This window comes from Bradyrhizobium sp. LA2.1 (genome assembly GCF_040547725.1).
In the GTDB taxonomy this organism is placed as follows: Bacteria; Pseudomonadota; Alphaproteobacteria; order Rhizobiales; family Xanthobacteraceae; genus Bradyrhizobium; species Bradyrhizobium barranii.
Window position 1 is genome coordinate 11,782 of record NZ_JBEPQI010000046.1, and the last position, 22,710, is coordinate 34,491.

19 protein-coding genes and 1 pseudogene are annotated in these 22,710 nt (G+C 62.7%); 8 read left to right on the forward strand and 12 right to left on the reverse strand.

Translation table 11 applies throughout. The features are described 5' to 3' along the window. The first annotated feature begins 146 nt into the window (after positions 1-146). Positions 147-659 carry a prepilin peptidase gene (locus ABIB95_RS45095; RefSeq protein ID WP_224517386.1) on the forward strand — a complete coding sequence of 171 codons (513 nt, stop codon included), beginning with the start codon at positions 147-149 and terminating at the stop codon, positions 657-659. Positions 660-1,023: 364 nt separating this feature from the next. On the opposite strand, the gene ABIB95_RS45100 is transcribed toward ABIB95_RS45095, so the two are convergent. Both ABIB95_RS45100 and ABIB95_RS45105 read right to left on the reverse strand, forming a co-directional pair. Continuing rightward, positions 1,024-3,525 carry a hypothetical protein gene (locus ABIB95_RS45100; RefSeq protein WP_354248915.1) on the reverse strand — a complete coding sequence of 834 codons (2,502 nt, stop codon included), beginning with the start codon at positions 3,523-3,525 and terminating at the stop codon, positions 1,024-1,026. Between the two features lie 312 nt (positions 3,526-3,837). Beyond that, positions 3,838-5,898: a metallophosphoesterase gene (locus ABIB95_RS45105; RefSeq protein ID WP_354248916.1), complete on the reverse strand. Its 2,061-nt coding sequence runs from the start codon at positions 5,896-5,898 to the stop codon at positions 3,838-3,840. Between the two features lie 90 nt (positions 5,899-5,988). On the opposite strand from ABIB95_RS45105, the gene ABIB95_RS45110 reads away from it, so the two are divergent. After that, a complete protein-coding gene (locus tag ABIB95_RS45110; RefSeq protein WP_354248917.1) occupies positions 5,989-6,297 on the forward strand; it encodes a hypothetical protein in 309 nt (102 codons plus the stop codon). A 124-nt stretch (positions 6,298-6,421) separates the two neighbouring features. On the opposite strand, the gene ABIB95_RS45115 is transcribed toward ABIB95_RS45110, so the two are convergent. The 8 genes and pseudogenes from ABIB95_RS45115 to ABIB95_RS45150 all read right to left on the reverse strand — a co-directional run bounded on the left by ABIB95_RS45115 (position 6,422) and on the right by ABIB95_RS45150 (position 13,723). Beyond that, the gene (locus ABIB95_RS45115; RefSeq protein WP_224517388.1) at positions 6,422-6,601 is read right to left on the reverse strand and encodes a hypothetical protein; all 180 of its coding nucleotides are present in this window, start codon (positions 6,599-6,601) and stop codon (positions 6,422-6,424) included. Between the two features lie 332 nt (positions 6,602-6,933). Then, positions 6,934-7,536, reverse strand: coding sequence for a hypothetical protein (locus tag ABIB95_RS45120; RefSeq protein ID WP_354248918.1), 603 nt, complete (start codon positions 7,534-7,536; stop codon positions 6,934-6,936). Next, complete coding sequence (locus ABIB95_RS45125; RefSeq protein WP_354248919.1) at positions 7,533-7,874, reverse strand: hypothetical protein; 342 nt, start codon at positions 7,872-7,874, stop codon at positions 7,533-7,535. Before ABIB95_RS45125 ends, ABIB95_RS45120 begins: the two co-directional genes overlap by 4 nt. Positions 7,875-7,928: 54 nt before the next feature. Then, positions 7,929-8,875 (reverse strand): annotated as a pseudogene (locus ABIB95_RS45130) (Bug family tripartite tricarboxylate transporter substrate binding protein). Between the two features lie 171 nt (positions 8,876-9,046). After that, entirely contained in the window at positions 9,047-9,844 is a 798-nt protein-coding gene (locus tag ABIB95_RS45135; protein ID WP_354248920.1) for an enoyl-CoA hydratase/isomerase family protein, read from the reverse strand. A 24-nt stretch (positions 9,845-9,868) separates the two neighbouring features. Continuing rightward, on the reverse strand, positions 9,869-11,068 hold the full coding sequence (locus ABIB95_RS45140) for a pyridoxal-phosphate-dependent aminotransferase family protein (RefSeq protein ID WP_354248921.1): 1,200 nt from the start codon (positions 11,066-11,068) through the stop codon (positions 9,869-9,871). A 116-nt stretch (positions 11,069-11,184) separates the two neighbouring features. Then, entirely contained in the window at positions 11,185-12,468 is a 1,284-nt protein-coding gene (locus ABIB95_RS45145) for an MFS transporter (protein ID WP_354248922.1), read from the reverse strand. A 52-nt stretch (positions 12,469-12,520) separates the two neighbouring features. After that, a complete protein-coding gene (locus ABIB95_RS45150; protein WP_502917949.1) occupies positions 12,521-13,723 on the reverse strand; it encodes a pyridoxal-phosphate-dependent aminotransferase family protein in 1,203 nt (400 codons plus the stop codon). Between the two features lie 133 nt (positions 13,724-13,856). Between ABIB95_RS45150 and ABIB95_RS45155 the strand changes: the two genes are divergently transcribed. From ABIB95_RS45155 to ABIB95_RS45165, 3 genes are all read left to right on the forward strand, one after another. Continuing rightward, entirely contained in the window at positions 13,857-14,594 is a 738-nt protein-coding gene (locus ABIB95_RS45155) for a GntR family transcriptional regulator (RefSeq protein WP_354248924.1), read from the forward strand. 104 nt (positions 14,595-14,698) lie between these two features. Then, the gene (locus ABIB95_RS45160) at positions 14,699-17,674 is read left to right on the forward strand and encodes an FAD-binding and (Fe-S)-binding domain-containing protein (RefSeq protein ID WP_354248925.1); all 2,976 of its coding nucleotides are present in this window, start codon (positions 14,699-14,701) and stop codon (positions 17,672-17,674) included. Further along, complete coding sequence (locus ABIB95_RS45165) at positions 17,667-18,095, forward strand: GlcG/HbpS family heme-binding protein (protein ID WP_166342879.1); 429 nt, start codon at positions 17,667-17,669, stop codon at positions 18,093-18,095. The genes ABIB95_RS45160 and ABIB95_RS45165 overlap by 8 nt, the downstream gene beginning before the upstream one ends. A gap of 981 nt (positions 18,096-19,076) precedes the next feature. Here the strand turns inward: ABIB95_RS45165 and ABIB95_RS45170 are convergent. After that, a complete protein-coding gene (locus ABIB95_RS45170) occupies positions 19,077-19,472 on the reverse strand; it encodes a hypothetical protein (RefSeq protein ID WP_354248926.1) in 396 nt (131 codons plus the stop codon). Between the two features lie 330 nt (positions 19,473-19,802). Between ABIB95_RS45170 and ABIB95_RS45175 the strand changes: the two genes are divergently transcribed. Continuing rightward, positions 19,803-19,958 carry a hypothetical protein gene (locus tag ABIB95_RS45175; RefSeq protein ID WP_196236517.1) on the forward strand — a complete coding sequence of 52 codons (156 nt, stop codon included), beginning with the start codon at positions 19,803-19,805 and terminating at the stop codon, positions 19,956-19,958. A 97-nt stretch (positions 19,959-20,055) separates the two neighbouring features. Next, complete coding sequence (locus ABIB95_RS45180; protein WP_354248927.1) at positions 20,056-20,421, forward strand: hypothetical protein; 366 nt, start codon at positions 20,056-20,058, stop codon at positions 20,419-20,421. A 291-nt stretch (positions 20,422-20,712) separates the two neighbouring features. Here ABIB95_RS45180 and ABIB95_RS45185 read toward each other — a convergent pair whose 3' ends face one another. Continuing rightward, positions 20,713-21,012 (reverse strand): hypothetical protein, encoded by a 300-nt coding sequence (locus ABIB95_RS45185; RefSeq protein WP_354248928.1) that lies wholly within the window; start codon positions 21,010-21,012, stop codon positions 20,713-20,715. Positions 21,013-21,736: 724 nt separating this feature from the next. On the opposite strand from ABIB95_RS45185, the gene ABIB95_RS45190 reads away from it, so the two are divergent. Further along, complete coding sequence (locus ABIB95_RS45190) at positions 21,737-21,976, forward strand: hypothetical protein (protein ID WP_354248929.1); 240 nt, start codon at positions 21,737-21,739, stop codon at positions 21,974-21,976. Positions 21,977-22,710: the final 734 nt, after the last annotated feature.

Genomic DNA, 22,710 nt, shown 5'->3' on the forward strand with positions numbered 1-22,710 from the left:
TGAAGAACGGGCGCGTTTCCTCATTTCGCAGATGCCGAGAGCCTATGGCCTATTTCAATCGAAATTCCACCGGAGGAAAATCAGAGGTAGTTCAAAGCAATTTGGTATTCGCTGTTGTCGTATTCGTGTTCGTTGTCGCAAGCCTCATGATCGCGCCGGGCGCGGATGGGCTGTTAGGTGCATACCTCGCCGCCCTGATGCTCGCGATCGCAGCGAACGATGCCCGCCACTACCTCATTCCGAATGAGCTGACGGCGGCGGCGTTCGCGCTCGCCTTGCTCCGCGCCGGCGCATTCGTGCCTGATATCGGCGTCGAGGCCCTGCTTTGGCCCGTGGCCCGCGCGGCCGCCGTGGCGCTGCCGCTCCTGCTCCTGATGACGTTCTATCGGCGCTGGCGTGGCCGCGACGGGCTCGGGCTCGGCGACGTCAAGCTCGCCGCGGTTTGCGGCGCCTGGCTCGATCTCGCGACCGTGGTCGCAGTGATCGAGCTTGCGGCGCTGGCCGCGATCGCCGCCTATCTCGCCAATGCTGCCCTAAGAAAGGAGCGGCTCCGCCGCACGGCCTTCCTGCCTTTCGGGCTTTTCCTCGCCCCCGCAATCTGGGTCGGTTGGCTGGGTGAAAGCTGGTACACCAACTGGCTCGGCAGCTGGCCGGGCTAGTCAGACATGTAGCAGGCGCACTGACGGGTGAAATGCGAAAGCGTGTCGAACACCTGACTGGTGCCAACAGGCCAAAGCCCTCCTTCATATTAAGCGATCGCTTGCCGGCTCATCGCGTCACTATGCGACAATTCCGTTGCATCCAACCATGCCAGCTTGACGCCTTCTGGCCGCGCGCCGACAGGCAGTTCGCTTGTCGGGGTTACGGCCCAAACAGCCCAAGGTGGCAGCCGTCGCGACGGCAGCGACTGCCGTTCCGGCAGAATGAACAGCGGAGAATCCAAAGGGGCGCGCCAATGAGGCGCGCCCCTCCGATCTGCTTTCCGTTTGCCCGCGCGGAACCCGCCCTGGCTTCGTCCTCAGCTCACGCCACGTGCGAGATCGAAAGCTGTGCCTGGGGCTGATCCACCGGATTGGTGATGATCGAACCGCCATGGCCGTCCGCGGCGAGCGCGAAGTCAGCGGCGCTGTATTGGCCAAGCAGGTGCAGCGACGCCGTATGAGCGCCGTCGGTGATCGTCAGCGTGCCACCTGTGTTCCCGGCGTTTGCCGCATAGCCAAGCGAGGTGGTTTCGCCGAAGCCGATGTCACCGAGATCGAGCTCCACGCCATCCTGCCAGCCGGCAATCGTCCCGCTGAAGGCCGACGACTGCTCAAGCACCAGCCGCGCAGATCCCCCGCCGAAGGTGACGTCGGAGAGCGTTCCGCCAGTGTAGACGTATTCGAGACCGTGTGCGCCGATGGTGCTTCCGCTGGCGCTGCCACCGGCACCGACATACTGCGTACCGGAGACGATCGTGGTATCGCTCGCCGTGCCCCAGATGTACTGAATACCACCGTTGATGGTCGTGCCGCTGGCGTTGCCCCAGTCGATCTGCATGCTGCCAGCGTTCAGCGTGGTGCCAATGGCTGTTCCGCTCGCATAGACGCGCTGCTCGCCGCCATCGTTGACAGCGGTGTGCGAAGCGGTGCCGTGGACCATTTGCACGCCGCCGCTACCGATCACCGTCTGGTCGGCCGTGCCGTAGACGGCCTGTAACCCGCCTTGGATAGTGGTGCCGGTCGCCGTGCCACCGCCGTAGATGTCCTGCTCGCCGTTGGCGACGATCAGCGTCGTGCTGGCCGTGCCGCCGGCGCCGATCACTTGCCGGCCGGCGATCGTCGAACCGGTGGCGACGCCATAGACATATTCCAGAGCGCCGTAAGTCACAGCAGTGTCGTGCTCCGTACCCCAGTTGAGCTGCATGCTGCCAGCGTTCAGGGTCGTGCCGATGGCCGTTCCACCGGCATAGACGTGCTGCTCCGCGCCATTCCCGACGACGTAATCGGTCGCCGTGCCGTAGATGTATTGATGGCTGCCCGCGCCGAAAGTTCGGCCGCTGGCGGTGCCATACACGTAGTTCGAGACACCGGTGTTGCCGGCCGCGTCAGTGACGACGAGATCGATGGCGGTGTTGAACTGCTCCCAGGACAATTCGGCGCTCCAGGCGCCTTTGCCGTCGACGGTCGCCGTCGTGCTCCAGCCGCCGCTTTGCGACGTACCGTCGCGCAGCGTGAGGGTCTGGCCGGCGGCGTCAACGTCGACCGGACCGGTGAGCACCGCAACCCACGGGCTTGTGGACGTCACGGCTGACAGGACCGGCACCGGCTTCACGGTATCGACCGAGAATACCTGCGCCTTGACGTCGGTTCCGTTGGCATCCTGCCAGGTGACGACGAAGCGACCGTCGGCATAGGCGGCGATCGAGGGATGCAACTGATTGGACGCCGTGCTGGTGTTGACCAGCAATTCAGCCCCGACCTTCCGACCATCCGCAGTGAACACCTGCAGCTTGATGCTGCTGCCGCTGGCGCCGCCGCCCGCGCCGCTCCAGTCCTGCCAGGCGATGGCGAAATCACCGTTGCTGAGCGCCGTCACCGTCGGCGTGAACTGCGAGTTGACCGTCGTGGTGTTGACGCGGAATTCGCTGCCGACCTTGCTGCCATCGGCCGCATAGGTCTGCGCCTTGATGCTGCTGCCGCTGCTGTCGCCGCCGGTCTGGCTGAAATCGTACCAGGTCACGACAAAGCTGCCATTGGCCAGCGCCGAGATGGTTGGCTTGAGCTGGTCGGAGGCCGTCGCGGTGTTGACCAGGAATTCGCTGCCGACCTTGCTGCCGTCAGCCGCAAACATCTGCGCCTTGACGCTGGTCGCATCGTCATCGCCGAGCGTTCCGCTGAGATCTTCCCAGGTCACCACAAACCCGCCATTGGCCAGCCCCGTGATGGTTGCGTTGTCCTGGCTGCCGCCGGTCTCGGTATTGACGAGGAATTCCGGGCCGACCTTGCTGCCATCGGCCGCGAACAGCTGCGCCTTGATGCTGGTGCCGTCGTCGTCGCCGCCCTCGCCGCTGTCGTCGGTCCAGGTGACGGCGAAGCCGCCATTGGAAAGACCCGTGACGGTCGGCGCGAACTGCGAATAGGACGTCGAGCTGTTGACGAGAGTTTCCGACCCGACCGGCGTGCCATTGGCCGAAAACACCTGTGCCTTGATGCTGGTGCCCTCGCTGTCGCCGAGCGTCTGGCTGCTGTCGAACCAGGTGACGACGAAGCCGCCATTGGAAAGGCCCGTGATCACCGGTGCGAGCTGGCCGTCGGCGGTCTCGGTGTTGACGCGGAATTCCGAACCGACCTTGCTGCCGTCGGCCGCAAAGACCTGCGCCTTGATGCTGGTGCCGCTGGCATCGCCCAGCGTTCCGCTGGCGTCATCCCAAGTGACCACGAAGCCGCCATTGGCGAGCCCGGTGACGGTCGGCGCCTCCTGGCCGCCGGTCGTATTGGTGTTCACGGAGAATTCGGAGCCGACTTTTACAACGGGAGCAGCCATAGTTCTGGATCGCTTTCATTCAAACTGTGCCGGCCACGGATGTCGTCCGCTGGCCTATGGGCAAGAGGTTGTGAGAGCGTCCGTATTGCATCGCAATATATCATAAATTTGATAGTATGTTATGTATTGTGTGAATGAAGTGATCATGGGGCGGATTGCATCCGAGGTGTGCAAAACATCGCGCGACAACGCTCAGTCAACGGCGGCGCGATCGTTGTCGCATTCGGACATGCGGCAAAAAAAATGTGGAGCTCGTTGCAACGAGCTCCACTGTGTCTGTGTCAATGATCGCGTCGCCTGGACGCGGTCAGGTCAGGTTCGGCGCGCGGTCAGCCATTGGTCGCGACCGATCGGACGGTAGACCATGCGGATCTCTCCAACCGCACCGAAGAAGCCGTCGGACAGCACGCCGTTCCACCAGCCGGCGCCGAGGATCCAGGGCTGAGGCGCGCTCTGCGAGCGCATGCCGATCGCCGCATTGCCCACGTTGCGCAATACCGGCGCGCCGTCGATGTACAGGGTGGTGGTGAGGGTCGCCGGATCGTTGACGATCGCGATATGATACCAGCTATCGCGGATGATCTCGCCCGACCAGTTGGTCTGCGCATGGTGCGAAACGGAAGCCGGCACCACTTCCCACTGCACTTCGCGCAGGTTCGAGATGGCGAACAGGACGCTCGACGCCTCCGGATCGCCGCCTTGATAGCCGCCGGGAACGTTGCCGCGGTTACCCACGCGACCGAGGATATTGCCCCATTTGTGCAGGTTTGCGGTCCAGCCGGCCGGGATCTTCACAAAGGCCTCGACCGTGTAGCCGTTCCAGAAGCTGCGGCCATTGAGCGAGGCGGCTGACGCCGTCAGGAAGGCGTTGAGGCGACCGACCGTATTGTCGGTATTGAGAAACACCACGCTGCCCGCGGCGGAGGACAGACGGTGCTTGTCCGTGGTCCACACGACGTCGCCGAGCTGGGCGGACGCGACGAGCGCCGCACGCATCAGATTGTTGCCGCCGGCGACGTCAGGCAGTATCCCGCCGATCGGAACGACCTGACCCTCGACGACCGTGGCGGGCGCGCGCCAGTGCGCCACGGTATCGGCGACATGCGGGTAGTCCTCGGTATCCGCGGGCAGCACGACTTCCGGCGTCGGCGGATCGACATAACCGGCGAGCAGGTCGGCGCGCACGGTCGGAATGATCGCGGGTCCGGTCAACACCTTGCTCGGACTGAAGCGCGTGAACCGGGCGAAGCGGCTCTTGAAATTGATCGGAATCGAGAAGCTGTTGTTCGACGCCGTCAGTTCAGCGTGATCGAACTGGTTGAGCGTGTTCTTCGGCTTCTGCACCACCCAAGGCGAGAACGACATCACGTCGATCTTGTTGTTGGTGAGGTCGATTTCATAGAGCCGCATCATGGCGTTGCCACCCTGATAATCCATCTGATAGTCGACCACCATCTGGTGAACCGGATTGCCGAAATCGTTGATCTTGGAGAGATACGCCGCGCCATGGTAATGGCCGTTCAGCGTCATGAAGATCTGATCCTTGTCGCGGATCAGCTTGTCCCACAGCATTTTGCCGTAATCGGTCTCCAGCGGCGACAGGCCGTCGCTGTCGATGTTGAGCAGCTGGTGGTTGGAAAGAATGACGGGCAGCGTCGGGTTGCGGTCGATCACGTCGCGCGCCCAGGCGATGGCACCGTCCGAAATGCGCCAGGACAGCGACAGCACCATGAACTTCACGCCGTTCGTCTGGAAGATGTGGTACTCGTGGAAGCCGCTGCTGTCTCGCTCGCGGAATGTCGACTGCTGCGCTGCGCGGGTGCTCGGAAACCACTTCAAATATGGCTCGGCGTTGAGGCTGCGCTGGGCGTCGGTGCCCGAATTCTGATCCCAGGGGGTATGGTAGTCGTTGTCGGTGACGACGTCATGGTTGCCCGCAAGGATCGAATAGGGGACCTTGGCATCTTCCAGCTTCTTCATCGCGACGTCGGCCACGATCCACTGGTTCGGCTTGTTCTGCTGGTCGACAACGTCACCCAGATGGATGACGAAGCGGACGCCGTATTTCGCGGCGTTGTCGGCGATCCATTGAGTCTGCGCGTCGTACGGCGTCGAGCCATAAGCCTTCTGAAACTGCTGGCTTTCGTCGGTCGTCGCGTAACGCGAATAGAACTGCGTGTCGGGCAGCACCGCGATCGAGAAGCTGGTCAATGACGGACTGCTGGTCTGCGCCTTTGCCGCGCCCGCGCCGAGCGCCAGCACGGAAAGGCTGGCGGCGCCTTGGAGGACCGCGCGGCGATCGATCATTTGGCGCGTGGAATTGTTGCTGCCGGAACGATGGTTTCCAGCGCGGTCGATGTCGTCATTGCTCATAGAAGATTGCCTGTTCCTACTCGGTCGCAATTGCGACGGTAGGCGGGTCTCTAGCGATCGAAATTAACATTCGGATTAAAGAAATGTATCATGAATAATGTTATCAAGCGGGCGCACAGCGACCAGCCGCGCAATGCCATCGACTGTCGACCGGCAGCATCTGATCTCTGTCGAGAGGCGGCACGAGGCTCGATCATGTGCAACTCCGCCACCGGCAATGCGCCCAAGAGCCTGTCGTTTCCCTCTCTTCTGACGGAGAGGTCGACGCTTCGGGACGGGATAACCGTCTCGATCTGGAGCGATTCTTCAGCCCGCAAAAGCGCCGGTAATCGTCCCGAAGAGCGTAGCAACCGCGCGGAGCGTTTCATCGATCAGGCGAAATCTACCAAGCTACGATGATATCAGGACAAATCGTCGTTCCGGCGCTGGCCTGAGGCGCCGCGCCGACGGACCCCGGCTACTGTACATGGGGTTGTTTTCGACATTTTTGTCTTGAGGTCGCGGAGAGCGAGGCGCTGGAGGCTCAATGCTCGCGGCTCGGCGCCCATTCCAGCGCCCGCAGGCGGGCCTGAGCGATCTCTCCGCGCGTCATCTTGGTGGTCACGGCATCGCGGAGCCGGGCCCGTGCCTCGCGCGCCGGCGGCGATGCCGCCGCCGGCGAGAGGTTCAGCCATTTGGAGGCCTCGACGATATCCCGCGGCACGCCCTGAGCTTCTTCGGCGGGCTGCTGTGGCGGCGCGCCACCGCGCGCGGCGCTATCGGCGGCATGCCGCGGTCGTAGAGCAGGCCCAGCGAATATTGGGCGCGGCTATCGCCCTGGCCCAACGACTGGGCGTGGGCGGGCGCGGCGAGCACAAGCGCAAGCACGGGCAATACCCAAAGTCCTCGTCGCGCCGAGCCTCGCGTCCGTCCCCGCAAAACCGTCGGGCGAAGCCCCCGATCAAGGGTCTTCATCTCACCCGCTCACCCGTCTGGGTCGCCGGATTAGTGTACGGACGCTGGAGAATCCAGAGCTGCAGCTAGACCGCGTATCGATCAGATCAGGTGATAGTCGCCGACATGGTGCTGCGCCATCTCGGACACGTTGTCGAATACGAAATGAGCGTCCGTCATGTCCGTCAGTTGCTGGGTCCTGGCCGCCAACACTGAAACCAGCTGCGCGAGTTGGGAATGATCCGCCCAGTAGAGGCCGCCTTGCGCGTTGTCCGTCTGCGATAGCGCGAAATTGTCCTGGACATTGGGATGTCCAGCGAGCAGAGCGCCACCCGCGCCAGCGCCGCCATTCGTCGCTGCCTGCGTCGATGACGGCGAAGCGGTCGGAGCTTGCGATGCCGCCGGGCCGCTCGCGGCCGCCACGGCGATCTGCACCGCATTGTAACTGTTGTTGAGCTCGTTGCTCTCGGTCAACTGATTGTTGTAGTCGGAAATGCCACCGACGTAATAGGTGCCAGGCGCCAAATTGCCGGGCAGCGTCAGGGTGACCGTATGAAGATCATAGTAGCCGGGTTGGCTGACGGTCGCGAGCGTCGACGATGTCGTCAACGTCGTGAGCAGCGTGTCCCCGGTCGTGATCGTTGCATCAGTGGAAAGATAGATTCCAGCCGTCGTCAGACCCGCAACGGCATTGCCGATGTTCATATGTAAGCATCGAACGTCAGGCCGCTTCCCGCAGCGACGGTCGCGTTGTTCACGACCAGATATTCGATCAGATCAGGTTGCGCCGGCGCGGTCACCGTGACCTGCAGCGCGTTGTAGGTGTTGTTGCTCTCGTTGCTCTCGGTCAGCCGATTGTTGTAGTCGGAAATGCCGCCGACGTAATAGTGCCAGGCGCCAAATTGCCGGGCAGCGTCAGGGTAACCGTATGAAGATCGTAAAAGCCAGGCTGGCTGACGGTGGCCAGCGTCGAGCCTGTCGTCAGCGTCGTGAGCAGCGTGTCCGACGTCGTGATCGTTGCGTCGGTCGAAAGATAGCCGCATCGCATCTACGACGCGATGCGACCTCTCCCCGCAAGCGGGGCGAGGTTAAGACGGCTACTTCGCGACGAATCCGGCTTCCGTCATCAGCGACTTGTTGGTGGCGTCGTCCTCCTCGAGGAATTGCACCATGTCCTTGCCGGTGAGGAAGATCGGCTTCAGCGCCTGCTTTTCCATGTAGTCCTTGTATTCCGCGGTCTGCGTCACCTTGTGGAACAGATCGACATAGAACGCCTGCTGCTCCGGCGTGACCTTGCCGGGCAGGAACATCGCGCGCAGCATCAGATACTGGACGTCGACGCCCTCCTCCTTGCAGGTCGGGATGTCGGCCCAGGATTGCGTGTCCGTCACCTTGCTGGTGTAGGAGATGCGCTCCTTGTCGAACACGCAGAGCGGGCGCACCTGGCCGGCACGCCAGACTTCGAGATTTTCGCTCGGGTTGTTGACGTTGGATTCGGTGTGGTTGCCGACGAGTTGGGTCGCGGCCTCGCCGCCGGATTTGTAGGGCAGATAGGAGAATTTCGCGCCGGTCTTCTGCTCGAGGAAGACGGTCAGCACGTGATCCTCGCGCTTGGAGCCGGTGCCGCCCATCTTGAACGGCGAACTCGCCGCCTTCGCGGCCGCGACGAATTCCTTCACCGTCTTCGGACCTGCGCTATTGTCCCACAGCACGAACTGGTCGAGCGCGATCACCGAGACCGGCGTCAGCTCGCGCCAGTTGAACGGGATCTTCGCCGACAGCGGCAGCATGTAGATCAGCGAATAGGCGATCAGCACCTTGTTCGGGTCGCCTTCGCTGGACTTCATGTATATCAGCGCTTCCGCGCCTGATGCACCGCCCTTGAGCGAGACGACGATTGGCTACTTCATCAGATTGTTCTTCTGGATCGCGGCCTGCATCATCCGCGCCATCTGGTCGGAGGCGCCGCCCGCGCCCGCCGCCACCACGATCTCGACCGGTTGCTCGGCTACCAGCCGGCAAAGGCCGGCGTGCTCAACAACAAGGCCGTCGCAGCTCCGACGGCTTTCACGGAAATTCGCACGAGTTTCGTCCCCTGGTTATTATTGGCTTTGTGATGCCGTGAAGTCTATCGATGCATTGTGCGGACTAAAGATCGCGAGTTCAAGCCGGCGGACATTCCGCCACATATGACTTTCGGCTGACGAAGCGCGCGCTACTTGCCCTTCCAGACCGGCGCGCGCTTGTTGAGGAAGGCGTCCATACCCTCGCGGAAATCTTCGCTCATATAGGCCTTGAGGATCAGGTCCTCGCCCTCTTCGCGCGACAGCGTGCGGCGGATGCGGCGCACGGCCTCCTTGGTCGCTTCCAGCGTGAGCGGCGCATGGCTTGCGACGAGCTTGGCGGTCTCGTCGGCACGGCGCTGCAGCGTCTCGACGTCGGGCACGACCTCGTTGAGCAGGCCGAGCGACAGCGCTTCCTGCGCCTCGACGAGGCGCGCCTTGAAGATCAGATCCTTGGTGCGGGCAGGTCCCACCAGCGAGACGACGCGGCTGATGTTCGACATCGACAGGCAGTTGCCGAGCGTGCGTGCGATCGGAAAGCCGATGCGCGTGGTTTCGGTACCGATGCGAAGGTCGCAGCAGGCCGCGATGCCGGCGCCGCCGCCGGTGCAGGCTCCCGCGATGGCCGCGATCACGGGCACACGGCACTGCTCGAGCGTGCCGAGCACGCGGTCGATGCGGGCCTCGTAGTCGAGCGCGTCCTGCGCGGTCTTGAAGGCGCGGAATTGAGAAATGTCGGTGCCCGAGGCGAAGGCCTTGTCGCCGGCGCCGGTCAGGATCAGCGCCTTGATCGAGCGATCGGCGTTGATCTCCTGGCAGATCTCCGCCATGCGGTCATACATGGCGAAGGTCATTGCGTTACGCGCCTGGGGGCGGTTGAAGGTGATCCGCGCGATGCCGTCCTGGACGGAGTAGAGCAGGTCTTCGTTGGTCGTCGTCGGTGCGTTCATCGCGCGCTCACTTTCTAAGTTAGTTCAGGCCACCTGCGCCTTGGCCATCGGCACCGCGTCGCGTCCCTTCAGGACGTCCATGGCCGCCAATACGCCACCGCTCCGGTGCGGAATCTTTGCAAGATCCAGGCCCATCTCGACGCCGGCGAGCGTGCCCATCAGCATCAGATCGTTGAAATGGCCGATATGGCCGATGCGGAACACTTTGCCCTTGACCTTGTTCAGGCCGGTGCCGAGCGACATGTCGAAGTTTTCCAGCACCACCTTGCGGAAGGCGTCGGCGTCGTGGCCATCAGGCACGCGCACGCCGGTCAGCGCCGGCGAATGCGCGGCGGGATCGGCGCACTGCGTCTCCAGGCCCCAGACCTTGACAGCGGCGCGCGTCGCCGCGCTGTGACGCTTGTGGCGGGTCCAGACGTTCTCCAGCCCCTCCTCTTCCAGCATCTTGACCGCTTCACGCAGGCCGTAGAGTAGATTGGTCGCGGGCGTGTAGGGGAAGGTGCCGAGCTTGTTGAAGGAGATGACCTCCTGCCAGTCCCAGTAGGAGCGCATGCCGGGGTTGGCCTTCGCCACCGCGAGCGCCTTCTCCGAGACGGCGTTGAAGCCGAGGCCCGGGGGCAGCATCAGGCCCTTCTGCGAGCCGGCGACCGAGACGTCGATGCCCCAGGCATCGTGCTCATATTCCATCGAGCCGAGGCCGGAGATGGTGTCGACCATCAGGAGGGCCGGATGCTTGACGCGGTCGAGCAGCTTGCGCACGTCGAGCGGTGGCGTCACGCAGCCGGTCGAGGTTTCGTTGTGAACGACGCAGACCGCCTTGATCGTGTACTGCTTGTCGGCGGCAAGGCGCTTCTCGATCTCGGCGAGGTCGGCGCCATGGCGCCAGTCGCTCGGGATGAAGTCGACGTCGAGCTTGAACTTGTCGGCGATGCCGCGCCACAGCACGGCGAACTGGCCGGTCTCGCACATCAAAACCTTGTCGCCGGGCGCGAACACGTTGACCATCGCCGCTTCCCAGGCACCGGTGCCGGACGAGGGGAAGATGATCACGGGTTGCTGGGTGCGGAACACCCGCTGCATCGAGGCGAGGACCGCGAAACCGAGCTCCGCGAACTCCGGACCGCGATGGTCCAGCGTCGGCATGTCCATCGCCCGCAGCACCCGGTCGGGCACGTTGGTCGGTCCTGGAATCTGTAAGAAATGCCTTCCAGTGTGCACGGTCATCGGCGTCCTTCCCGGTCTAGCCTTGGTTTTGATGGGCGCCGAATAGCACCATTTGACCGGCTTGTCCCCTCTCCTTAAGACGCCTCCCATGCATAAGCGGCGGGCCTCCGCCGCCCCTATTCCGCGGCCACCACCTTTCCGACCGGCAGGCGCCCCTCGGCCTCCGTAAACGGACGCTCCGGATGCATCAGGAAGGCGGAGAAGCCACCGAGCAACAGCAGCCCCATCGACAGCAGGAACGGCAGGTACCAGTTGCCGGTCGCGTCGATCACGAAGCCGGCAACGAGCGGGGAGACAATGGCGGCGAAGGCCGAGCCGGTATTCATGAGTCCCGAGGCGGTGCCGGAATATTTCGGGGCAATATCCATCGGGATCGACCACATCGGGCCGATCACCAGCTCGGCGCAGAAGAAGCCGGCCGACAGGCACAGCGCGACGATCGTGATGTCGTGGACGAACAGGATCGGAAACAGCGAAAGCAGCGCGCCCGCAAATCCCGCAACGGTGACGCTCAGCCGCGCCAGGCGGACATTGCCGGTGCGGTCGAGGATCTTGTCCGAGAGCACGCCGCCGACGCTGTCGCCGACCACGCCGGCGAAGAACACGCCGGAGGCGAACAGCGCCGAGTTCTTGATGTCGAGATTGTAGTTGTTCTTGAAGAACAGCGGCAGCCAGTTGAGATAGAGCCACAGGCACCAGCCGTAGCAGAAATAGGTCAGCGTCACTGGCCACATGCGGCCGAGCAACGGCCCCCACGGCACGCGCGGCCGCTCGCCGGTCGGGCGCGGCGGCAGTGCGGCGAGCTCGGCCTCGGTGATGGAAGCGTGCTCCTTCGGCTCGTTGCGGAAGTACCAGACCCAGACGACGCCCCAGACCAGGCTGACGAAACCGAGCACGACGAACGCGCCGCGCCAGGTCAGCCAGAGGATCAGCAGCGCCACCACCGGCGGCGTCACGGCATTGCCGAGCCGCGCGAAGGAATGGGTCAGTCCCTGCGCAAAACCGCGGCGATTTGCGGGCGTCCAGTATTGCATCGCGCGCGTTGCCGTCGGAAAGGTCGCGCCCTCGCCGAAGCCGAGCGCGAAGCGCGCGACGAACAGTGCGGCAAGACCGTTGACGAAGCCGGTCGAGATGGTCGCCGCCGCCCAGATCATGCCGCACCAGAACAGCGTCTTGCGCGGCCCGAAACGGTCGCCGACCCAGCCGCCGATCACCTGGAACAGCAGATAGGGATAAGCGAAGGCGGAGAAGACGAGGCCAAGCTGGGTGTTCGACAGACCCAGCTCTTTCTGGATCTCGCTCGCGGCGGTGCCGATGTTCACCCGGTCGACATAGGTGATGAAATACATCGCGCAGAGCATCGCCAAGACGACATGCGTGGCCTTGAACCGAATTCCCATCTCCACCCTCCCTGACTGTTTTTTATGATTGGCCTTGCGTGTCCCGCGCGACCTAGGTGCCGACCACTTTCAGATGCGGCGAGGCATTGCCCTGCGGGCGCTGCTCCAGCAGCTTCATTGCGGCGTCGACACCGCCGGAGCGATGCGGCACGCCCGCAACCGACAGGCCCATCTCCACGCCGGTGAGCGCGCCGAGCAGCGTCAGCGCGTTGCATTCGCCGAGATGGCCGATGCGGAAGACTTTTCCGGCGACCTTCGACAGGCCCGAGCCGAGCGACATGTTGTAATTGTCGAGCACGATCTTGCGGAACTGATCGGCGTCGTGGCCCGGCGGCATCAACACCGCGGTGAGCACCGGCGAGAACTCCGAGGGCTCCTGGCAGAGGATCTCGAGTCCCCAGTGACTGACGGCGGCACGCGTCGCGGCAGCCAGCCGCCGATGGCGCGCGAACACGTTGTCGAGCCCCTCTTCGAGCAGCATCGCGATCGCCTCGCGCAGGCCGTAAAGCAGATTGGTCGCCGGCGTGTAGGGGAAGAAGCCGTTGGCGTTGGGCTTGAGCATCTCCTCCCAGTCGAAATAGGAGCGCGGCATCTTGTTGGTCTTCGCTGCTGCGCGCGCCTTCTCCGAGATCGCGTTGAAGCCGAGACCGGGCGGCAACATGAAACCCTTCTGCGAGCAGCTCACGCTGACATCGACCTTCCACTCGTCGTGGCGGTAGTCGACCGAGCCGAGCGAGGAGATGGTGTCGACCATCAGCAGCGCCGGATGCGAGGTGCGGTCGATCGCGGCGCGGATCTCGGCGATGCGGCTGGTCGCGCCGGTCGAGGTCTCGTTGTGCACGACCATGACGGCCTTGATCGCGCGCGCCTTGTCCTCGGTGAGCTTCGCCTCGATCAATGCGGGATCGGCGCCGCGGCGCCAGTCGCCGGGCACGAAGTCGACCTCGATGCCGAATCGCCCCGCCATCTGCCGCCACAGGGTGGCGAAATGGCCGGTCTCAACCATCAGCACCCGGTCACCAGGCGACAGCGTGTTGACGATCGCGGCCTCCCAGGCACCCGTCCCCGACGAGGGGAAGATCACGACCGGGCCCGCGGTCTGGAAAATCTTCTGGCTGCCTTCGAGCACGGCGCGGCCGAGCTCGCCGAATTCCGCGCTCCGGTGGTCGATGACCGGCATGTCCATGGCGCGCAGGACACGCTCGGGGACCGGGCTCGGACCCGGAATCTGAAGAAAATGGCGTCCCTGATGCATGAAAACCTCCCTGTCGGCGAACTCCGGCCGGCTGCTGAGGTCATTTTGCATTCATTTTTTGTCTTTTCAATTGAATTTTGGTATTCGATTGCGAGCATCGACGCGATCGAACAGGCAAACTATTGTGCTGCAAATGAAATCCACGATTCCCGACACCGGGGTTCCGATCACCCCACCCGCCGCAAACGGCGGCGACCGCCAGGAGGCCTCGCTTCACGGCGAGATCCTCCTGCGGCTGCGCGACTACGTGGTCGAGGGCAATATTCCCGACGGCGCGCGCGTTCCCGAGCGGCAGCTCTGCGCGATGCTCGGGATCTCCCGCACGCCGCTGCGCGAGGCCCTGAAAGTGCTCGCTTCCGAGGGCCTGATCGAGCTTCTGCCCAACCGCGGCGCGCGCGTCCGCCAGCTCAGCCAGCGCGACCTCGAGGAGCTGTTCGACGTCATGGCGGGGCTGGAGAGCCTTGCCGGGCGACTCGCCTGCGAGGCCATTACGGATGAGGAAATCACCGCGATCGAGCAGCTGCACTACGAGATGTACGGGCACTATCTGCATCGCAACATGCACGGCTATTTCCAGACCAACCAGCGCATCCACGAAAGCATCGTCGCGGCCGCGCGCAACGAGACGCTGAAGAGCGCCTACGCCAACTTCGCAGGCCGCATCCGCCGGGTCCGTTACTCCGCCAATTTCGCCCGCAAGCGGCAGCGCTGGGCGGAAGCGATGCGCGAGCACGAGACCATCCTCGACGCGCTGCGCCGCCGCGCCGCCAGCGAGCTCAGCGACATCCTGTTCCAGCACCTGCGCAACAAGCGGGCGGCCGCGATTGAGCACCTGACCGAGCCCCAAGAGGACGCACCGGCCCCGCCCTGAGGGGCGGCCGACTTGCTCATTTTGAATTCATAATATAATTGGTCGTGAGAAATAATGAATAACTCAGCAAGGCTGGGCCTCGCTGGGTCAATCCGGGACCAGGGATGACAAACGCCTCTTCGCTCGAACGGCGCCTGCGCGCGGAAATGACTGGCGACGTCCTGTTCGACGGCTTCAGCCGGGGCCGCTATGCCACCGACGCCTCGTTCTACCAGATCATGCCGGCCGGCGTGGTCGTGCCCAGGACCATGGACGAGGCCTTGCGGGCACTGGCGATCGCCCGTGACGAAGGACTGAAGGTCACCCCGCGCGGCGGCGGCACCTCGCAATGCGGCCAGACCGTCAATGACGGCCTCGTGGTCGATCTCTCGAAACACCTCAACCGCATCCTGTCGCTCGACGTCGCGGGCCGCACCTGCGTGGTCGAGCCCGGCATCGTGCTCGACGACCTCAACCGCCAGCTCAAGAAACACGGCCTGTGGTTTCCGGTCGACGTCTCCACGGCCTCGCGCGCCACCATCGGCGGCATGGCCGGCAACAATTCCTGCGGTGGCCGCTCGCTTCGCTACGGCACCATGCGCGACAACACGCTGTCGTTGGAGGCGGCGCTCGCCGACGGCACGCTGAGCCGCTACGGCGAGGTGTCGCGTGATCTCTCCGATCTCGATGCGAACGACAGCGCGAGAGCCCTGTTCCGCGACATGCTCGATCTCGGCGCCCGCGAGGCCGACGAGATCGCCGCGCGCTTTCCCAAGGTGCAGCGCCGTGTCGGCGGCTACAATCTCGATGCGCTGACGCCGCGCAATGCGCGCAACAACATGGCGCATCTCCTGGTCGGCTCCGAAGGCACCCTCGCCTTCACCACCAAGGTCGAGCTGAAGCTGTGGCCTGTCATCCGCAACAAGGCGCTCGGCATCTGCCACTTCGGCAGCTTCTACGAGGCGATGGACGCCGCCCAGCACCTGGTCAAGCTCAAGCCGATCGCCGTCGAACTGGTCGACCGCACCATGCTCGCACTCGGCCGCGACATCGCGATGTTCAGGCCGATCATCTCCGCCGCCATCAAGGGCGATCCGGATGCCGTGCTGGTGGTCGAATTCGCCGAAGAGGACCAGGCCGACAATCTGGTGCGCCTCAAGCAACTCGGCGAATTGATGGGCGATCTTGGCTTTGGCTGGAATAACGACAAGCGTAAATGGGGCGGCGTGGTCGAGATCACCGAGCCCGCGCTGCAAAGCGGCATCGCCGATTTCCGCGCCGCCGGCCTCAACGTCATGATGTCGATGAAGCAGGAGGGCAAGCCGGTTTCGTTCGTCGAGGATTGCGCCGTGCCGTTGCCGCATCTGGCCGACTACACCGCGCGCTTGAGCGAGGTTTTCGCAAAGCACGGCACCAGCGGCACGATGTATGCGCATGCCTCCGAGGGCTGCCTGCACGTACGGCCCGTGCTGAACCTGAAGCTGGAGAAGGACGTCAAGGCGATGCGGGCCATCGCCGAGGAAGCCTTCGCGCTGGTGCGCGAGTACAAGGGCTCGCATTCCGGCGAGCATGGCGATGGCCTGGTGCGCTCTGAATTCCACGAGACCATGTTCGGCGAACGTCTCGTCGCCGACTTCAGCGAAGTGAAGCAGCGCTTCGATCCCGAAGGCGTCCTCAATCCCGGCAAGATCGTCGATGCGCCCCGGATGGACGATCGCTCGCTGTTCCGCTTCAAACCCGACTATCGCGTCACCGAGCTGAAGACCAAGCTGGACTGGTCCGCGTATCCTGGCGCCGGCGGCGGATTCCAGGGTGCGGTCGAGATGTGCAACAACAACGGCGCCTGCCGCAAGCTCGAGGGCGGCGTGATGTGCCCGTCCTACCGCGCCACGCGCAACGAGAAGGACGTCACCCGCGGCCGCGCCAACAGCTTGCGGCTCGCGATCTCCGGCCAGCTCGGTCCCGACGCGTTGTCCTCCGACGAGATGATGGAGACCCTAAAACTCTGCGTCTCCTGTAAGGCCTGCCGCCACGAATGCCCGACCGGCGTCGACATGGCCAAGATGAAGATCGAGGTGCTCGCCGCCCGCGCCGCGTCCCATGGCCTGACCCTGCGTGACCGCCTGGTCGGCTACCTCCCGCGCTATGCCGGTCTCGCATCGCGCTTCGCGCCACTCGCCAATTTGCGCAACCGCAGCCCGTTGCTTCGAAAGCTGTTCGAGCGCTTTGCCGGCATCAGCGCGCGCCGCGCCCTGCCCGCCTTCCGCAGCGACGTGTTCGTGCCGCCTGCGGAAGCGGTCGGTCCGGAGACCGGCCGCGAAGTCGTGTTGTTCACGGACACCTTCAATCGCATCTACGAGCGCGAAAATCTCGACGCCGCGCTCCGTGTGCTCGCCATGGGCGGTTATCGCGTGCACCTGCCCAAGCCGCCCAGCGGCAGTCGCCCGCTCTGCTGCGGCCGTACATTCCTCTCAGCCGGTCTCGTCGACGAAGCCAGGGCCGAGCTCGACCGCCTGGTGGCCGCGTTCGCGCCCTTTGCCGCCCGCGGCGTGCCGATCGTCGGCCTCGAGCCGAGCTGCCTGCTGACGCTGCGCGACGAGCTCGCCTCGCTGCGCAAGGACAACGATGCCAAGGCCGTCGGCGCCCACGCGCTGACTTTCGAGGAATTTTTGGTGCGCGAAGCGGAGGCCGGCCGGCTACAACTGCCGCTCGGCACCGTCGCCGACAAGGCCGTCGTGCACGGCCATTGCCACCAAAAATCCTTCGGTGCCTTCAAGCCGGTCGAGCAGGTGCTGCGCCTCATTCCGGACCTGAAGGTCGAGACAATCGAATCGAGCTGCTGCGGTATGGCCGGCGCGTTCGGTTACGGCGCTGACACCTATGATGCCTCGATCGAGATGGCCGAGCTGTCGCTGCTGCCCGTTGTGCGGCGCGCCGACCAGACTACACTCGTCGTTGCCGACGGCACCTCCTGCAGGCATCAGATCCACGACGGCGCCCAACGCGAAGCGCTTCACGTCGCGCGCGTGCTGGCGATGAGCCTCGACCGCGCCGGAGCAAATTCCACTTCTCACACCAAAAAGGAAACCAGCCATGGCTGACCTCACGCTCGACACCGCCCGCAAGATCCTCGACGCCGCCTTCGCAAAATCCACCGAGCTGAAGCTCAAGCCGCTGGTCGTCACCATCCTGGACGCACGCGGCGTGCTCAAGATCGCCGCGGCGCAGGACGGCACGAGCCTGATGCGCGCCGAGATCGCCCACGGCAAGGCCTATGGTGCGCTCGCCATGGGGATGGGCTCGCGCGCCCTGTACCAGCGTGCGCAGGAGCAGGCCTATTTCATCGATTCCGTAAACACCATCGCCAAGGGCGCGCTGGTGCCGGTCCCCGGCGGCGTGCTGATCATGGATGGTGCGACCTTGCTCGGCGCCGTCGGTGTCTCCGGCGACACCTCAGACAATGACGAGGCTTGTGCCGTGGCCGGCATCTTGACCGCCGGCCTCACGGCCAATGCGGGATAGCAGTTGTCCACGCCGAGAGCGAAATACGGAATTGGTCGATAGGCCAACGATGTCGCAGTCTACACGGCTAGAGGTCCGACCTCCTCTGCCGCCAAGCCGACAACCACCTCTCGCCGATCCAGCGAAAATGGACCTTCAGCCTCCCGATGGTGGAACGACGCCGCCGCGCCCTCATTCTCCCCGTCGTCCATTGATCAACGACATCCTTTCTGCGGTGACCTGGAAGCCCGCACAACAAAATTGAAAATGCATCACTCGAACGGAGCGCACCGTTGCTCCTTCGAACGGGAATCTCGCCATTGTTGCGGAATCCGATCGTTCCAGCGCTGTGCAAGCGCGCGACGCGCCAATCCACTCGGTGATACGACCGGCGTCACACGGATACGGAGCGCGGCTCAGAAAACAGCAACAGTTACATACGGATTTTGATGTTCATCGATTGAGCTTCCCCCAAGCAAAATCTCAGCAGAAATGAAAATGCACCGATCAATCTACGACCGTTAGAGTTGCGCAGGCCGCACCATAGGTGCAGACGGGCGCATGTCGCGAACGCCGAGTTTTCCACAACTTTTGGATGATCAGTCCACGCATCAAGGAAGGCGCACGGAGGGGTTGCGTGCCGCGACAACTGATTTTTCAGACTGACAAGCCTTTTTGCAGTTTTCGCCTACCGATAAGGTTCGTGTGATTTTTCTATCAGTTCGCCAACTGACTCCAGTTGCGACCATTCTTTATCGGTCGTCGAGCCGAGTCCATTGTGTAATTTCCTTATCGGTCAGCCACACGAAGAGCGTTCCCTTCACACGGGAGAGGTCCAAGGTTCGATCCCTTGTGCGCCCACCATTAAAACCCCTGAAAATGCAGATCTTTCTGAAAATTCGGCCTCAGGCCTATTCGGAAGTTATAGGCACGAAAAAGCAGAACTAAGCAGCAACACGCGGGGAAAGACCGGGAAATCTGTTCCGGCCATGTTCTAGCCCATCACAGCAGTCTTGCTTCGCTGTCTTGGTCCCATTCGAGCTCGCAAAGCACCTCTGCTTCCACCGACATGTCGCTGTAGAAGTGCTTCGCATGCTCCGCCAGCATTCGCCGAGCAGCCTCCTCCGCCTCTGCCATTGAGTCATGCCGCTCATGGAAGGACGCGACCGTTTCAGCCGTCCGCCGAGGCGCATCCCATCGCAGAATTTGAACGAGCGCATACCAAACGCCACGCCCCGTTCGCCGCCGGACGAGTATTTCGCGGCAGCGATCCGCTGCTTCGGCAACACCTAACCACATCGCCTCGTCGGCCTCGATCTTGGCGTTCTCTCGAGCCTTGAAAGCGCTCCCCTTAAGCGCCGGTTCGCTCAGCCATCTGAGCTTGTTGTCGATCATCATGAGATTCTTGCCAATCCCTTTGAGGGCACCGAAACACACAATGACCAAGGGCTGGGGGCGGCCTTTCGAGGAGCCAAATCGAGGTCGGCGGCCTAAAGCTGGTGACGTTGCTCGATGCCGGCGAGTACATCACGGCGCTGCCGAAGAAAGAGCACGCCGCACCGGAGTGGCAAGCGGCGATGGAGGCACCGATCCTGGTGGCAGAAGGTGGCGGCCCGACCATGTTTGCCCGCATCGGCATCATGCGGGCACTGAACCGACACCACGTCCCGGAGTTTAACCCCAAGGGTAAAGAGCCTCACTGGGGGCGGCGCAAGCCGAAGAGGACCAATGACCGTCTTCGTGTACGTGAACACCGCCAAACAGGTCGGCGATGCCGACCACATCAAGGTCTTTTCCACGGTCGAAGCTGCGGAAATATGGTTCGAGGAGAACGATCCTGAGGGAGTGGCATTCGAGTACGACGTGATAGGCCCGCCAGCGTGAACCGGCGGGCCTTTCATGTTGTGGGCAGTCAAACGTCTGCGAGTCCGTCAGCCGGTCCTTGGTGATAAGACTTCTCGCCTCGGGAGGGGGGATTCGTATGCTCAAGGAGAACTGGCGCGTAATTTTGGTGACGCTGCTTGCGGCCAACCTCGTCTTCATGGGCCTCCTCGAATGGCAGAGGCTCGCGATATGGCGGACCGAGCAAGCATATTTTACGCGGATCCAGCAACCATCAACCGAACGATTTGACTTCTTGGCCAAGGAATTAGCTGAGACCAGGAAGAGCGAAACGATGTATCTGGACCTCATCTACAGGGGACTGTCCGAATTGAACAATCGCATAACCAAGGTAGAAAAAGCCACCGAAGAAACCCCGGCCAACGTCAGGGAAACAAGAGCAATTCGGGCCGATGTGGACGCGTTGAGGGCTGCAGTGGAGCGAGCTGCCACCGTAAAACCCTAGTTGTCCAGCGGCACGAGATGGAAACGGCTCTGGCTGAGGATTTAGATGGCTCAGCTCCAAAGGTGCCGCCGGGACATCGTATTTCGAGCCCAGCGGCGTATTTTATTGGGCCATTAGCCCATCGCCCCTTGCTGTCAGTCCTGCGTCCCGACCTGCCCCAGCAAGCCGTCGCAGTCTCCAATGCCGCTCTCGGCATGGTCTAGCTCAAGGTCGTCCGTTCGTCCCTTCCATGCGTGGGATTGATCGAGCGAGTGGACGAGCCCCAAGGGAGGGCTCGTGTTCGTCGCCGCTCTACTCGTCGTCCCCCGGCGGTTCACATTCGTCGTCGCACGAGCCGCCGGCCGTGGGCTCAAGGTCGGGGTCGGCCTCGAGTTGGTCCGGGAAGTCGATCAGGTCCTTCACCAGCTCTCGGGCGTGGCGCGCCATACAACCGTCGATTGGAGTGCCCATAAAGGCCTCAAGGCGAAAGGTCACCCGTTCAGAGGCATTAGCGAGTCGTATGATGGCCTGGTGCCAGGCGGGGTGTACGGCAGCGGCAAGGGCCGCAAACTCAGCAGCGGACTCCGCTGGCAATTCTCTGATGTTTTCCATGGTGCTGCTCACTGGGTTCGGCCCGCTACAGCCGCGCCTCGTGTCAGACGAGGCAGCCGGGGGGTAGCAACCCGTCAGTGAGACGGGTCGGACGCTTTTAGGCTTTCGCCCTGGACAGCACAGTCCGCCCCCGGTCTTGCCTATCGAATCCGAATAGGCAATAAAGGTTGGGTCGGAGCCGCGCCGCCAAGCGCGTCCGTTCATTCAGCCGCAATCGCTCGACGCCAATCGAGTGATTTCCTGACCAAGGAATGCGGCCTATCACTGGTCCGGGTTGCTACACCCGCGGATCAGCGGGCACCTGATTTGCTTAAAAATCCATCCCCTCTGGGGGCGCCTTGGCGCGCCCGTGCACACACGCGTTGCTCGATCAGGGGTTGTGGTGGTAGGATCTTAGTCCTTTTGGGGCTGAGGTAATTTCGATGAAGTTTTCAATTGGGGACGCTCTGTTCCTGATTCTGATCTCTGTTGCGCTTGCAATAATGATCTTCCCAATGCAGCCAATTGCCTATGCGGCATGCAAAGCAGTGCAGCTTTGCAGCCCACCACAGCTCAATACGACGGCAGATTAGAACGGCGCGCACCTCGTTCTGTTCTTTCGGAGATGCGGTTAAGATTTGGCGAAGCATGGGAAGCGGAAAAATGGATGATGGCGGTTTGCCCTCAGCATCTAGCCTACCCTCCGAAGCTGCCCGGTATGAAGAATGGATCGCGGAGACCACTTGTGCAGATCAAGCTTCCGGAGACAGACCTCAAATCAGTCCAAAGCCTCGACAGTGTTGAACTTAGAGATGAGGACGGCAGGCAGATCGGACAGTACTTGTTTGGAAAGGGCCGAGGGCGGATCGTTTTCTTATTCGGGAAATATAGAGGCGCGTTCAAGACCCACGCTGAATGTCAGGCTTTCGTCGACGGCGTTCTCGCGGTGATCAACTATCAGATTGGTGGCCAGAGCCCCCAATGACAAGTAAGAAGAAAAAGCAGAAACCGAACAAGAACGTGAGACTGGAAAAAAGCATCGACAGTCCACCTGCGCCTGTGACTTCCGTGGCGCTGACCACGGTCTTGGTTCTTAAATATTGCTCTGGGGCTCGAACGAGAGCGCGGTAAGACCATTGCCGCGCGGGAGGAGCACCATGGCAAACGCGCTTGTTGTACACAAGGACCGGCTGCCTCAGTCGCAAAAGATGCATCGGGCTGCACAATATGTCCGAATGTCCACCGACTACCAACAATACTCAATTGAAAACCAGGCGGTGGTAGGCGCGCCGCATGAGCAACAGAGCCGGCTTCTGAGGCTCAGACGTGTCGCGACCGTCCTGGTGCGCCTCGTAGTCTATATCGAGTCAGCTTTCGTTTCTGTGCCAGGTCTCGTTTCGGCCGTTCGGAACGGTGACGCTGCCAAATCATGGCTCGTACTGACCTGCCCCGGGTCCGCCATTCCCTCGTCGATCAGCTAATGAATGCGTATCTCGAGCGGCTCGGGGCAGAAGCGCCCGCTACGACCAATCGAAAAAAATGGCGATCAACACGCGCGGCACAACAATCGCGGATGACCTTGCGACCAACCGACGGGCACGCCTGCGACTTCGGCTGCTTTTCCGTAAGCATCCGGCGAAGACCGCGCGCGGGTCATTTTCGGCTCAGGCGGCTTGATCAACGTTCCGGATGGCAGAGCGCCAATTCCATGGCAGCAGT

Bases quoted from the DNA above. Each gene is read 5' to 3' on its own strand.
- ABIB95_RS45095 (WP_224517386.1), top strand. From the start codon at position 147: ATGATCGCGCCGGGCGCGGATGGGCTGTTAGGTGCATACCTCGCCGCC.
- ABIB95_RS45100 (WP_354248915.1), bottom strand. From the start codon at position 3,525: ATGGCTGCTCCCGTTGTAAAAGTCGGCTCCGAATTCTCCGTGAACACC.
- ABIB95_RS45105 (WP_354248916.1), bottom strand. From the start codon at position 5,898: ATGAGCAATGACGACATCGACCGCGCTGGAAACCATCGTTCCGGCAGC.
- ABIB95_RS45110 (WP_354248917.1), top strand. From the start codon at position 5,989: ATGAATAATGTTATCAAGCGGGCGCACAGCGACCAGCCGCGCAATGCC.
- ABIB95_RS45120 (WP_354248918.1), bottom strand. From the start codon at position 7,536: ATGAACATCGGCAATGCCGTTGCGGGTCTGACGACGGCTGGAATCTAT.
- ABIB95_RS45125 (WP_354248919.1), bottom strand. From the start codon at position 7,874: ATGCGGCTATCTTTCGACCGACGCAACGATCACGACGTCGGACACGCT.
- ABIB95_RS45135 (WP_354248920.1), bottom strand. From the start codon at position 9,844: ATGAACGCACCGACGACGACCAACGAAGACCTGCTCTACTCCGTCCAG.
- ABIB95_RS45140 (WP_354248921.1), bottom strand. From the start codon at position 11,068: ATGACCGTGCACACTGGAAGGCATTTCTTACAGATTCCAGGACCGACC.
- ABIB95_RS45145 (WP_354248922.1), bottom strand. From the start codon at position 12,468: ATGGGAATTCGGTTCAAGGCCACGCATGTCGTCTTGGCGATGCTCTGC.
- ABIB95_RS45150 (WP_502917949.1), bottom strand. From the start codon at position 13,723: ATGCATCAGGGACGCCATTTTCTTCAGATTCCGGGTCCGAGCCCGGTC.
- ABIB95_RS45155 (WP_354248924.1), top strand. From the start codon at position 13,857: ATGAAATCCACGATTCCCGACACCGGGGTTCCGATCACCCCACCCGCC.
- ABIB95_RS45160 (WP_354248925.1), top strand. From the start codon at position 14,699: ATGACAAACGCCTCTTCGCTCGAACGGCGCCTGCGCGCGGAAATGACT.
- ABIB95_RS45165 (WP_166342879.1), top strand. From the start codon at position 17,667: ATGGCTGACCTCACGCTCGACACCGCCCGCAAGATCCTCGACGCCGCC.
- ABIB95_RS45170 (WP_354248926.1), bottom strand. From the start codon at position 19,472: ATGATGATCGACAACAAGCTCAGATGGCTGAGCGAACCGGCGCTTAAG.
- ABIB95_RS45175 (WP_196236517.1), top strand. From the start codon at position 19,803: ATGACCGTCTTCGTGTACGTGAACACCGCCAAACAGGTCGGCGATGCC.
- ABIB95_RS45180 (WP_354248927.1), top strand. From the start codon at position 20,056: ATGCTCAAGGAGAACTGGCGCGTAATTTTGGTGACGCTGCTTGCGGCC.
- ABIB95_RS45185 (WP_354248928.1), bottom strand. From the start codon at position 21,012: ATGGAAAACATCAGAGAATTGCCAGCGGAGTCCGCTGCTGAGTTTGCG.